The sequence below is a fragment of the Cytobacillus sp. FSL W8-0315 genome (assembly GCF_038002905.1).
Lineage (GTDB): Bacteria > Bacillota > Bacilli > Bacillales > Cytobacillaceae > Cytobacillus > Cytobacillus pseudoceanisediminis.
Genome location: NZ_JBBOOC010000001.1, coordinates 2,131,930 through 2,144,252 on the forward strand (window position 1 = coordinate 2,131,930; position 12,323 = coordinate 2,144,252).

The window sequence follows — 12,323 nt, forward strand, 5'->3', positions numbered from 1 at the left end:
ATGATTGCACCGCTTTACTCCCTTAAAGTATAATGGGTAAAAAAACTGGGGGAGTTTGAGAAATGCTTACAGACTATCATAATCATCTCGAAAATGGCACGTTGAGCCTGGATTATTTAAGAAAATTCACAGATGCTGCAGCCCGGAAAGGCATTGAATCTTTTGGAATCTCAGAGCATGCATATCATTTCTATCAGACAGCAGACATCCTGCAGAATTCATGGGTAAACGAAAGGCGCTTTTATGATATGAAAGACTATGTGAATGTTTTTCATGAAGCGTGGAGCAATGACATAGATGTGAAGATGTCAATTGAAATGGACTACACGCCAGGCAAACACCGTGAAATGGCGAAGTTTATAAATAGTTATTCTTTTGACTATGTTATTGGATCCATTCATTGGGTTGGAGATTTCGGCATAGACCTGGCTGAATTTAGGAAAGAATGGGACAAAAGGGATTTATATGATGTATATCGTAAGTACTTTGATCAGGTGGTCACTCTGGCTCAGTCAAATTTATTTGATATTGTTGGCCATTTAGACCTCGTGAAAATTTTTAAATATGTTCCCCAGGACGAAGAATTCCTGCTGGAGCAATATGATCGTGCAGCCAATGCGCTGGCAGAATCCAAGACATGTGTTGAAATCAGCACGGCTGGTCTGCGAAAACCAGTGGGGGAACTATACCCGGACAAACGGCTTCTTCAGAAATGCTATGATAAAAATATCCCGATTGTTCTTTCGTCTGATGCACACTTTCCTGAACATGTAGGTGCAGATTTTGAAAAAGCAATTGATCTTGCAAGAGAAGTGGGGTATCAGTCCATCATGACATTCTCAAAAGGAGAAAGAAAGGAATTTCCGCTTGGATAATATAAAGGATGGCATATTGCCGTCTTTTTTTGTTATATCGATAAAAATCTGTAAGGCTCTCGGTTAGAATAAACATATCCCTTCACAGAATAACTTTTTTTCAGTATAATTAATTTGTATAAATAAATACGGTCTATCTTCGGGGCAGGGTGAAATTCCCGACCGGCGGTGATGGGTCATTCTTGACTCTAAGCCCGCGAGCCTGAAAGCAGAGTTTTTGAAGAGAAACCTTTGCGGTTAATTTGGGCAGGATTTGGTGCGATTCCAAAGCCGACAGTACAGTCTGGATGGGAGAAGATGGAGGTTCTGCAGACGTTCAAAAAATGCAGGTTTTGAACGTTATTAAGCGTGCCTTTGCAACTCTCCCTCAAGTTATATTAGCTTGAGGGTTATTTATTGCGAAGACATTTGCTTAGCTGAACCTTTCTTCTTTAGGAGAGATAGTCCTTAAAAGGAGAGAGGAACATGAAAAAACTTAATATCAAAACCATGGTTGCCATCGGAATGCTGAGCAGCATTTCTTACGTATTAATGCTTCTCAATTTTCCAATCCCGCCGTTTCCGCAATTTCTGATGATTGACTTCAGTGATATTCCTGCATTAATCGCTGCGTTAATTTTTGGGCCGGCAGCAGGGATTTTGGTGGAACTTATTAAGAATATTCTTGACTACTTCATGACAGGGAGTGCAACAGGAGTACCTGTTGGGCATATTGCAAACTTTGCCGCAGGCATTTTGTTCGTCCTGCCGACTTACTATATGTACAGCAAGCTGAAAACAAAAAAGGGCATGACGTTTGGACTTGTTATCGGCACAATGGTTATGGCTGTCATAATGAGTGTGCTTAATTACCTTGTAATACTGCCGGCATATACTTTCTTCCTTAACTTCCCTGCAATGTCAGCACCTGAAATGAGAACTATGATTGTGACAGGGATTTTGCCATTCAATATTATAAAAGGTTTAATCATTTCATTTGTTTTCATGCTTATTTTTACACGCATGAGAACTTGGGTGGAGAAGCAGGCTGTTATAAAAAGCGCAGCTTAATAATATATAAGTTTAAAGCAGCGGCAAATGTGCCGCTGCTTTTTCTATTCACTCCATTTAATCTTGTTAAATGTTAACATAAAAAACTCCCTTTCATGATGAAAGGGAGCAGCAGCTTAACAAAGGGTAAAGTATGGTTGAAGGATTATTCGTATTTAAGCGGATCGCCATCAAAAGCATCATCAGCTACTTTAATTGAATCGGTTGGGCAGCCTTCAAATGCATCCATCATATCATCAACTAATACATCAGGAATTTCAACGATACCCTGGTTATCATCAAGGGTAACGAAAGCGATGCCTTCATCATCATAATCATAAATGTCCGGTGCAGCTGCGCCGCAAGCTCCACATGCAATGCATGTTTCTTTGTCAACAATTGTATACTTTGCCATGAAAAAAACCTCCCAAGATTTAAACAATTAATCGTCCATCAAGATGATGGTAACACATTCCTCACATCTATTGTAAAACTGAATGTTCAACTTTTCAATAGAAAATGTATTGAGAATGCTTATCACACAAGGGTTTAGGCATAATTTACCCTGTGAATAAATAATTAAAACGGCCTGCCGATTTCTTTCATGATAAAATGGAAGAAGGGCAACAAGCTTCTTAAAACAAGAAAAAAATCTTTGGCCGTAAGGTGAAAAAAATGGAAAGATCTTATTTAAAAACTATAATAATGTACTGTATTAAAGAATTACAGGGACAAAGAACTATATATTCTATTTTACATTTGCTCAATGGAAAAAAATCTTCCCAAACCATTCAGGATGCTCATTTATTTCAGCTAACCCCGCTTTTTAGAACATTTGGAAGTTTAAGCCGGGATGTTCTGGATCAACTTGCACAAGAAATTGTAAGCAAAAGCTGGATGACTCCAACTGATGAAAAGCATTACATTTTGACTTCAGATGGTAAGGAAGAGCTGGAAAGGTCTCTTTTAGAATGTCCAATACCGTCTTCATTAAACGGATGGCTGTATCATAGTGCAGGTGACCTGTTTTGGGAGAGGATTACTCTTTTAATCCAGGTTATATCACATTTAAATAATAACAATGTAAAATACCTTCCTATTCAAAGAAAAAGAGATGTTCACGAATGGCTGAAATACTTTTTGAGAACATCTGGATTCGCCCGCAATGAAGTAGGAAGTGTGCTAAACAGGGAACTTTGCCAGTGCCTTGAAAGACTAAGTGATATTAATCCTGCTGTACTGACATTGAGGCTGACAGGCTATAACCGTATTGGCCTCACTGCTGTTCAGACTTCAGAACAGCTGGGAATCAGTCATGATTATTATCACCATCAGTTCCTTGGAGCCATTCATCATATCCTTGCAAGCGTAAGAGAAAATCCTGACGAATATCCGCTTATCGATAAATTAGTGAGCGGGACAGGAAATGAAGTTCAGCTAACGTTGTCTGCTCAAAAAACATATACACTGCTAAAACAGGGACTGGATTTGGATGTGATCGCAAAAACGAGAAACTTGAAAAAAAGCACAATTGAGGATCATGTTGTGGAGGTAGCGTTAAATGACAGCGGTTTTAATATCACAAGTTATGTTTCAGAAAAGAAGCAGAAATTGATTCTTCAAGCAGCGAACAGTGCTGATTCATTGCAATTAAAGCAAATACGTCAAATGGTGCCGGAATCCGATTATTTTGAAATCAGATTAGTCATGGCAAAGCTTGGAGAGGGACAATGAGATTAGAAGCGCTATTACAGAGCAAATTTGGATTTTCTGCCTTTAGACCTGGACAAAAGGAGATCATTGAATCTGTGCTTTCAGGGAGAAATACTGTTGCCATGCTGCCTACAGGTACAGGTAAATCCCTATGTTATCAGCTGCCGGGATATATGATTGAAGGTCAGGTGATTATTATATCTCCTTTGCTGTCCCTTATGCAGGATCAGGCTGAACACCTTATGATGAATGGGGAAAAAAAGGTGATTGCATTCAATTCCTTTTTAACCCGCGGAGAAAAAAAACAGGCATTGATTCATCTGAATCAATATAAGTTTATCTTTATTTCACCCGAAATGCTTTATTATGAGTCAGTACTATCACAGTTGAAGAAATTGCGCATTGCTTTATTTGTTGTGGATGAAGCTCATTGTATTTCCCAATGGGGGTATGATTTCAGACCCGATTATTTAAAGCTGGGGGAAGTCAGGAAAATTATAGGGAACCCGGTTACTCTGGCATTAACAGCTACAGCTACCGCTGAAGTTAAAGCAGATATAAAAAAGTCACTTGGCATACTGGACTGCAGCGAATTTATATACTCCGTTGACCGTCCTAATATTGCATTATCTGTAGAAAGGTTAGAGAATTTCCGTGAAAAAACAGAGAGACTTGTGGAGCTTGCTGAAATCCTTCAGGGCCCTGGAATTATTTATTTTTCCAGCAAAAAAATGGCGGAACAGTCAGCTGAGCTGCTTAGGGACAAAGGAGCCAAAAGAGTGATGGCTTACCATGGGGGAATGGACCAGGAAAGCCGTATCCTTGTGCAGCAGCAGTTTATTCATGGGCAGCTCGATCTTATTTGTGCTACAAGCGCCTTTGGCATGGGGATTAATAAAGATAATATCAGGTATGTAATACACTTTCATATGCCTCTTCAGATTGAATCCTATTTGCAGGAAATTGGCCGGGCAGGGAGAGATGGAAATCAAAGTATAGCCATTATGCTCTATGCACCGGGTGATGAGCAGCTTCCCATACAGCTTGCAGAAAGTGAATTGCCTGACAAAGCACAAATTGATTGGATTAAGGAATGGATAGAAGAAAACCCAAATGCGATCCAGAATATTGGTCCTTTTGAAGAGCTAATTAAGCAGCGTTCCGGTTTGACCGATGTTCAGTGGCGAATTTTTAATGATTTTTTTGAAAAGAAAAGCAAATCTGGACTCGATTACAGAAGGATTCTGCAGGAGATGAAGGAGTATTATGAAGGCAGAATCAAACTGAAAAGGGATAGCATTGAGGAAGTATATAAGTGGATCTACAAGAAGACATGCCGGAGAGAGAGTATACTTTCCTGCTTTGATGAGGAAAAAAATGCCTCAGTCCCATCCTGCTGCGATATTTGCGGTTTGCAATTGGAAAATTTCTTAAGGAATACAAATTCAGATAATCAGGAAAGCCCGCTGTATGATTGGAAAAATCATCTGGAATACCTCCTGATTCCAAGTGAGTGAACCAAAATGAGGAAAAGATACGCGGACATTATTAAGGAATTGACTGACAAGGAACTATTATTCCATCTTTATCTTACTCAGGTGCTTATTTTATCCATTTCTTTGATACTAAGTATTATATTGTTTAATAGTTTTGGGGAGTTCCAAGCTCTTTTTGAATTCAATGATATAAACATTTTTGTAATTGGAGCGGCGGCAGGAGCTGCAGTTGTCCTGATTGATATCGTGTTGATGAAGGTTCTCCCTGAAGTGCTGTATGATGATGGAGGATTAAATGAGAAAATCTTTCAGAATCGCAGTTTTATCCATATTGCTTTTATTGCGGCTGTGGTGGCGTTTAGTGAAGAACTTCTATTCAGGGGAGTCATTCAGACCCATTTCGGCCTTGCTATTTCCAGTCTTATTTTTGCGCTTGTTCATTATCGATATCTTTTTAATTGGTTTTTGTTTGTAAATATTATTACATTAAGCTTTTTAATAGGTTATATTTATCATATAACCAATAATTTGCTTGTTACGATTGTTATGCATTTTCTGATTGACTTTCTTCTTGGTATTCTTATTCGAAAACGTTACCTGAAAAAAACTATAAGGAAAGCTGAAGAGGACAATTCAATTAACGATCATTAACAGCAGCACACAAAATATACTTCTTATGATTTTTATTACAGGAAGGGATGAAACATGAATAAAGAAGACCCTTATAGAGATCAAGCTGAAAGACTCCGTAAGAAGATTGACCGAAAACAGGAAGCGGAATATAGCGGGCAAAAATCCGCTTTGCCGCCACGGAGCCGTGTTCACCAGGAAAAAAGGAAAAAGAGTAAATGGAAGGTTAAATACCCAGTTATTCGCCTGCTTGCTTTATTTTTTATCCTTTTGCCCATCACCATTTTCAGTATATATCAATATGTAAGTAGTGATAAAAGCATTAATGCCGGGTTAAATGCAGAAAATGAAGAAACCGGTTCTGAAACGGTCGTTTTTGCCACAAATGATGAAGGGGAAGGGACAACCATAGAAGTAAGAGAAGAGCCGGAATCCCAGGAACCTGAGAAACCTGAAAAAGCTGAGGGCGTTCAAGTAAAAGAAGATGCCAAAGTCCAGCAGGAAAAAGAGGCCTCTCAAACGACTGATAAAGAAGATAAAGGATCTGAATCCAATTCCAAAAAGCAAGCCCAGCAAACAGCACCTGAAAGTACAGACTCTTCCAAAACTGCCGGGAAACAGGAACAGGAAGAATTAAAAACGGAAGGCAAAGTTGTTTACCATACGGTCAAACCAAAGGAAACAATTTTTAGAATTGCCATGACCTATTATAAATCCCAGTCGGGAATTGAAAAAATAAAGCAAGCCAACAATTTGCCGTCGAATGAAATACAAACGGGCCAGGTATTAAAGATTCCGCTTGAGCAATAGAAGGAGCGGAAACAGGTAAGGCAGCGGCCTCTCTTTCTTAGTCATATAATAATGGACAGGCTCATACATTATTGAGAAAGGGAGGGAGAGTATTGGAATCGCCAATTAGAATGCTTGACGAACGTACAGATCAGGCTACCAGAAAAATGCTTGAGAAAGTGGTAGAGAGAAAGCAAAAATTTGATCGATTCAAGTCCTGGCATTTACTTGCCATGTGGGCAACTGTTTTTATTTCTTTTTTATTCTTTTTATATATTTATAAAAGTGTTATGCAGCCTTACTCTTACTCGTTTGCTTCCATGTTTTCGGCTTTTGTCAATCAGTCAGCTAATTTCTATTTGCTCGTTTTTTCTGTTGGCCTATATGGGCTTATGAACCTTCTGAGGGAAAAAAGAGAAAAAGCAGAAAAAGAATATCATGCTCTAAGGTGTGAAATAATAGATAAGAGCAAAGACCTTTGGAAAAAAGAAGATGAATGGAAAAACCGCCATACTGTTTTCGAAATGATGAAAAAAAATTATGATATAAATCTTTATCATGAGAATAAATGACAGTGCAGTTAATGGAAAAAGAAGCAGCTTGCCTGCTTCTTTTTTGTTAAGTATCTTTTAAAAGAATTTCTTCTTATCCCGTTCTTCCTTAAGAATTTCCACGGCTTCTCTAAAGCGCTGTGAATGAACAATCTCTCGTTCTCTTAAAAACCGGAGTCCGTCATTTAAATCCGTGTCATCACTCATATTAATGATCCACTGATAGGTTGCTCTGGCTTTCTCTTCTGCTGCGATATCTTCGTATAAATCTGCAATTGGGTCTCCCTTTGCCTGGATATAAGTAGCTGTCCAAGGAACACCTGCAGCATTATGGTAAAACAGTGCGTTATCATGGTCAGCATAATGATCACCGAGACCAGCGGCTTTCATTTGATCAGGCGTAGCGTCCTTCGTTAATTTGTATACCATTGTTGCGATCATTTCCAGGTGGGCAAACTCCTCTGTTCCAATATCTGTAAGTAGCCCGATGACCTTATCAGGTATAGAATAACGCTGGTTCAAATATCTTAGGGCAGCAGCAAGTTCTCCGTCAGCCCCCCCATATTGTTCAATTAGAAACTTTGCCAGTTTGGGGTTGCATGTGCTTACCCTTACCGGATATTGCAGCTTCTTTTCATAAACCCACATTCTTTCTCAGCTCCTTTCAAATATCCAGATATATTCCTATTTAGCGCCTTCATATAAGAAGGCGCCGGGAAAAAATTTATACTTGCCAAGGCCACGGTGCATCATCCCAATTCCAAGGCTGGCCGGAATAGCTGTGTCCAAATTGCATTAATGGACCATACTTGCTCTCAATGGCATTTCTCAGTTTTTTTCGTTCCTTTGCATAGTGATTGAATTGCTTAATGGCTTCAGAATCATTGTTATGAGTGTCAAGGTATAGAGTCAGTTCAACAAGGACAAAATCCACAGCCTGGAGCTGTTCAAGAAGCTGATAGTAATCTGCCGGCAATTGTTTCATGGCTATTGTCCCTCCCTGGCTTTTTCATAGGGACTGTACCATGGATCATAGAAAGCCTTCCAAAGCGTTCCTGCTCTTAAAGCCTCCATTGGCGTAAATTGTTCAAGCCCTGGCGGCTGAAATCCCATATATAGATTTGGAGGAGTGGAATAAGTTTTGACCTTTATAGGAGTGCAAGGGTCAAATGGGCTTACATAAGGGTGCCAGGTTTTACGGAGTGTATTCATCATAATCCCTCCTTTTTATGCGTCATTGAAACTTATGAAAAGTGCAGTGTTTTTATGATTGTTTACTCTAATAAAAAGAAGGGAAAGTTGAGGTGATGGCGAAATTAAATGTTAGGTCTAATTAATATTACTCTGAGGTGATGGCAATGTTTGTGAAAAGTATCATGATCCCCAAACATACCTGTTATACAATCGGACAGGATGCACCATTGAAAGAAGCTCTGGCTCTGCTGGAGGACCATCAGATTGACGGGCTTCCTGTATTGGATGGCGAACAATATGCCGGCATAATTACGAGATATGGAATATATGAGAACTTCTTTTTGTCAGGTAATTCAAAGGAGGGTTTCCTGGAAGGAACACTGGTCAAGGATATTGCCACACATCAGGAGCAATATTTAAAAGGAAATGAGATTTTTGAAAAAACGCTTCTGGATTTAAAGGATTTCCCTTTACTTGCAGTTTTGGGCGATAATCGAAAATTTCTGGGCATTGTTACACGCTTTGATGTTCTCGCTCAATTCCAATCGGCCTTCGGAACCAATAAATCCGGTGTCAGGATTGCGTTTACTTCGGTAGAAGCGGAAGGGCGAATTGCACGTTTAGCCGAAATCGCCCATTATTTCCATGAACACATCATTTCCCTTGTTACCTTTGATGAAACAGACAAGCTGGTCCGCCGCATCGTGATGAAGGTTGAAAAAAATAATAATATGGATAAGTTCATCAGCCGGCTTGAAAAATCCGGTTTCCGTGTTTTGGACATAACTGAGGACTAGAGTAAATATAGTCAACAAAATAAATCCTTCTCATACACTTTGTATGGGAGGGATTTATTTTGTTTTTTATTTTGCTGAAGCTATTTACAGGCTTTATTAGCGGCATATTATTTATTAAATTTTTTCCGGTGTCTATTCCAATGGGCATCTCGGATATGATTGTCATTTTTGTACTGGAGCCGGCGGGCTTCGTCATGGGAATGATTTTTTTCCTTATCGCTTTTATAGCCAACGCAGAGATCATCAGAAGTATTATCGAGTGGACTGCCAGGCTTTTAAAAAATATGAGGTCATTAAAACATATGGATGCTTTATTTGGGCCTGTGCTGAGTTTATTGCTAATTGGAGGCTTTTTTGTTTTGTCAGTCCTTTCGCCATGGGAAGCATTTGCCCTTTTCTGTTTTTCAGTAATTTATGGTATTATTTCTTTAGATTTCAAGAAAATCAATCTTGCCGAAGACTGATCGAAGGCGATTGATGGCAGGAGGATTTATGATATACCTAATAGCTTTGGCCATAATTGGCGGTGCGTGTTTACTAATGTATATGTTTAGTGAGGCATTTGCAGATAGAATTATATATAAAGAGCTTTCTTTTCCTGAGTTTCCGGAAAGCTTCGGTGAAGTAAAGCTTTTTTTTATTTCGGATATTCATAAGAGGACGGTGTCAGAATCGATAATCGGGGAGGTTAAAGAAAAGAAGCCTGATCTGGTCATCATCGGCGGCGATCTCTTGGAAAAAGGAGTCCCTTTTGAAAGAGTAAAGAAGAACCTTTTGGGATTAAAGGAATGCGGGCCCGTCTATTTCGTTTGGGGAAATAATGACTATGAAGCGGATTACCACGAGCTCGATGCTCTGCTTCTCGAATGCGGAGTAAAAATTCTAGATAATACTGCCCTTTCCTTTGAATCAAATGAAGGAGAACGTTTTATTTTGATGGGAACAGATGATCTAAGCAAGGATAGGGATCGGCTCGACCTTGCACTTAAGGATGCAGGCTCAGGGGGGTTTCAGGTGCTGGTCAGCCATGATCCAAGAATCATTAACAGTATAACAAAAGAACAAAATATTCACCTGGTGTTAAGTGGACACACACATGGCGGGCAAATTCGCATTTTCGGGTTTGGTCCTTATGAGAAGGGCCGGATAAAAGTGCTGCCGCAAACAACTATTCTGATCAGCAACGGCTATGGTACGACCGGTGTGCCATTGAGGCTGGGGGCAAAGCCGGAAACTCATTTCATTACAATTAATAAGGGCTGAAAATAAAACACACCCAGATTTTACAGTTCCACCGGCGGTTTTTATAATTAGTAATGAATGGAGGGCTGGGTATGGCAACTGAAGAAGGAAAGTATAATATTAAGGCTGTATCTAAGATGCTCGGCATTCAGCCAGGAACGTTAAGAGCATGGGAGAGACGGTATCAAATTGTTGCTCCAAAGAGAAATGAATCTGGCCATAGGCTTTATACAGAGGAACATATCAAAGTGTTAAAATGGCTGATCAGGAAAGTGGATCAGGGTTTTTCCATAAGTCAGGCTGTTTCCCTTCTGGAAAATAAGGAACTGAATGCCGAGCCGCTTCAGATGGATAAGGAAGGTGATCGGTCTGGTGCCCTCGCCAATGAGCTGCTTGAAGCTCTCCTTCAGTTTAATGAAACAAAAGCACATGATTTAATTAATCAGGCTTTCAGTTTTTATACAATAGATAAAGTTCTTATTGATATATTAGGTTCACTTCTTGTAAAAATCGGGCATCAATGGGAAGAGGGGAAAATAACAAGTGCACATGAGCATTTTGCCTCATCTATATTAAGATCCAGAATTGGGATGATTCTGCATTCTTTTCCGCATAACGGAGTTCTGCCAAAGGTGATAGCAGTCTGCGGACCAGGTGAAGCTCACGAATTAGGGCTATTAATTTTTACTTTATTTTTGCGCAGAAGAGGATTTGAAGTCGTTTACCTTGGGACAAGCATCGCTGAAGAAGATATCGAAACTGTGATTGAGATAGTTAAACCAAAGTTTATATTCTTATCCTGTACGATGAAGTCCAACGTACCAGAAACCCTAAAACTGTCAGAGAGCCTTGCAGAGACTTATGGGAATTTGCATGTAGGCATTGGGGGATTCGGGATTGATACCCTCAGTAATGAAGAAAAAACGAAGTATGAACAGTTAATTCCCGGCAGTTCCACAAATGAATGGGAAGAATGGATTAGAAAACGGCTCCAATAAGATAAGATCTGGCGGTAAATTGCCGGGTCTTTTCTTTTTAGCCATACAAAATAAGACGACTCACAAACTGCGCAATGTTTCATACACTAAATCAAAGAGTTGGTTCAGGTCAGGGGGCTTATTATGCGCTTAGAACGTTTGAATTATAATAAAATCAAAATCTTTCTCACATTAGATGATTTAAATGATAGAGGACTGACTAAGGAAGATGTCTGGAAGGATTCACTTAAATGGCATCAGCTTTTTCATGAGATGCTGGAAGAGGCAAGTGAAGAATTTGGTGTAGATATTCAAGGTTCAGTTGCTGTGGAGATATTCTCCATGCAGTCTCAGGGAATGGTTATGATCGTTACAATGGAGGAGCAGATGGATGATGAAGAGCTCCTTGAGGATGGTTTTATTGAAATGCAAGTAACTGTTGAGGGCAGTGAAGATATATTATTCGAGTTCCAGGATTTTGAAGATGTAATTCAAATGGCTGCAGAGCTGAATCGTGTACAGATTGAGGAAGGAAGCCTTTATTCTTATAAAGAGAAGTATTATTATCATGTTACTGATATAGCGGCAGAAAACGTTCATAGAGTAATTGCCATACTAGCTGAGTACGGTGATTCAGCCTTTACCAGCATACATGTTATTCAGGAATATGGGAAAGTACTTATCGAGTCCCAAGCAGTAAAGGAGCTGGTAAAATACTTTTCATAAGGCTGAAAAGAGGGAAATCCTCTTTCTTTTTTTTGAACATAGGCAATCTTCCCCGCACAGATTATCAGGGAGGATGATTACAGCGAAATACAGTGATTTTGGATTAAATGGTCATGAACTATATAAAAATTGGGTAAAACAAGTATAGTCAATCAAATGCAATAATAGCATAAAAATGGAAAAGTTTTTAACTAAACAGTAAAGAGGGAAATGGATGTTTCCTTTAGGTTAAAACGGGAAAACGGGTACTAGGAGTAAACAGAAAATTCCCTTTAATACCAGGGCTGATAGCGGTTTCATGAAA

General features: G+C 39.3%; 16 protein-coding genes and 1 riboswitch. Of the genes, 12 read left to right on the top strand and 4 right to left on the bottom strand.

The window, feature by feature from the left end; all coding sequences use genetic code 11:
• The first annotated feature begins 62 nt into the window (after window positions 1–62).
• Together MKY20_RS10820 and MKY20_RS10825 are read left to right on the top strand one after the other, a co-directional pair.
• A complete protein-coding gene (locus MKY20_RS10820) occupies window positions 63–875 on the top strand; it encodes a histidinol-phosphatase (RefSeq protein WP_071157041.1) in 813 nt (270 codons plus the stop codon).
• Window positions 876–1,006: 131 nt separating this feature from the next.
• A riboswitch (FMN riboswitch) is annotated at window positions 1,007–1,178 on the top strand.
• Between the two features lie 162 nt (window positions 1,179–1,340).
• A complete protein-coding gene (locus tag MKY20_RS10825; protein ID WP_009332794.1) occupies window positions 1,341–1,925 on the top strand; it encodes an ECF transporter S component in 585 nt (194 codons plus the stop codon).
• 145 nt (window positions 1,926–2,070) lie between these two features.
• Here the strand turns inward: MKY20_RS10825 and MKY20_RS10830 are convergent, their stop codons facing one another.
• Window positions 2,071–2,319 carry a ferredoxin gene (locus MKY20_RS10830; RefSeq protein WP_009332793.1) on the bottom strand — a complete coding sequence of 83 codons (249 nt, stop codon included), beginning with the start codon at window positions 2,317–2,319 and terminating at the stop codon, window positions 2,071–2,073.
• Window positions 2,320–2,579: 260 nt separating this feature from the next.
• On the opposite strand from MKY20_RS10830, the gene MKY20_RS10835 reads away from it, so the two are divergent.
• From MKY20_RS10835 to MKY20_RS10855, 5 genes are all read left to right on the top strand, one after another.
• The gene (locus MKY20_RS10835; protein WP_019380366.1) at window positions 2,580–3,638 is read left to right on the top strand and encodes a helix-turn-helix domain-containing protein; all 1,059 of its coding nucleotides are present in this window, start codon (window positions 2,580–2,582) and stop codon (window positions 3,636–3,638) included.
• Window positions 3,635–5,134 carry a RecQ family ATP-dependent DNA helicase gene (locus MKY20_RS10840; protein WP_341000970.1) on the top strand — a complete coding sequence of 500 codons (1,500 nt, stop codon included), beginning with the start codon at window positions 3,635–3,637 and terminating at the stop codon, window positions 5,132–5,134. Before MKY20_RS10835 ends, MKY20_RS10840 begins: the two co-directional genes overlap by 4 nt.
• 6 nt (window positions 5,135–5,140) lie before the next feature.
• Entirely contained in the window at window positions 5,141–5,764 is a 624-nt protein-coding gene (locus tag MKY20_RS10845) for a CPBP family intramembrane glutamic endopeptidase (RefSeq protein WP_019380368.1), read from the top strand.
• 54 nt (window positions 5,765–5,818) lie between these two features.
• Window positions 5,819–6,553: a LysM peptidoglycan-binding domain-containing protein gene (locus MKY20_RS10850; protein ID WP_071157048.1), complete on the top strand. Its 735-nt coding sequence runs from the start codon at window positions 5,819–5,821 to the stop codon at window positions 6,551–6,553.
• Window positions 6,554–6,645: 92 nt separating this feature from the next.
• A complete protein-coding gene (locus MKY20_RS10855; RefSeq protein ID WP_019380370.1) occupies window positions 6,646–7,104 on the top strand; it encodes a YpbF family protein in 459 nt (152 codons plus the stop codon).
• Window positions 7,105–7,161: 57 nt separating this feature from the next.
• Here the strand turns inward: MKY20_RS10855 and MKY20_RS10860 are convergent, their stop codons facing one another.
• From MKY20_RS10860 to MKY20_RS10870, 3 genes are all read right to left on the bottom strand, one after another.
• Window positions 7,162–7,731 (bottom strand): manganese catalase family protein, encoded by a 570-nt coding sequence (locus MKY20_RS10860; RefSeq protein WP_009332784.1) that lies wholly within the window; start codon window positions 7,729–7,731, stop codon window positions 7,162–7,164.
• A gap of 76 nt (window positions 7,732–7,807) precedes the next feature.
• Complete coding sequence (locus MKY20_RS10865; RefSeq protein WP_009332783.1) at window positions 7,808–8,068, bottom strand: spore coat protein CotJB; 261 nt, start codon at window positions 8,066–8,068, stop codon at window positions 7,808–7,810.
• Window positions 8,069–8,070: 2 nt separating this feature from the next.
• Window positions 8,071–8,295, bottom strand: a complete 225-nt coding sequence (locus MKY20_RS10870; RefSeq protein WP_019380371.1) for a spore coat associated protein CotJA — start codon at window positions 8,293–8,295, stop codon at window positions 8,071–8,073.
• Between the two features lie 146 nt (window positions 8,296–8,441).
• Here MKY20_RS10870 and MKY20_RS10875 point away from each other — a divergent pair, with 146 nt between their 5' ends.
• From MKY20_RS10875 to MKY20_RS10895, 5 genes are all read left to right on the top strand, one after another.
• Window positions 8,442–9,074 (top strand): CBS domain-containing protein, encoded by a 633-nt coding sequence (locus MKY20_RS10875; protein WP_019380372.1) that lies wholly within the window; start codon window positions 8,442–8,444, stop codon window positions 9,072–9,074.
• A 59-nt stretch (window positions 9,075–9,133) separates the two neighbouring features.
• Window positions 9,134–9,538 (top strand): hypothetical protein, encoded by a 405-nt coding sequence (locus MKY20_RS10880; protein ID WP_009332780.1) that lies wholly within the window; start codon window positions 9,134–9,136, stop codon window positions 9,536–9,538.
• Between the two features lie 28 nt (window positions 9,539–9,566).
• Entirely contained in the window at window positions 9,567–10,337 is a 771-nt protein-coding gene (locus MKY20_RS10885) for a metallophosphoesterase (protein WP_009332779.1), read from the top strand.
• Between the two features lie 71 nt (window positions 10,338–10,408).
• Complete coding sequence (locus tag MKY20_RS10890; protein WP_009332778.1) at window positions 10,409–11,314, top strand: MerR family transcriptional regulator; 906 nt, start codon at window positions 10,409–10,411, stop codon at window positions 11,312–11,314.
• A 123-nt stretch (window positions 11,315–11,437) separates the two neighbouring features.
• Window positions 11,438–12,019 carry a genetic competence negative regulator gene (locus MKY20_RS10895; RefSeq protein WP_009332777.1) on the top strand — a complete coding sequence of 194 codons (582 nt, stop codon included), beginning with the start codon at window positions 11,438–11,440 and terminating at the stop codon, window positions 12,017–12,019.
• Window positions 12,020–12,323 lie beyond the last annotated feature (304 nt).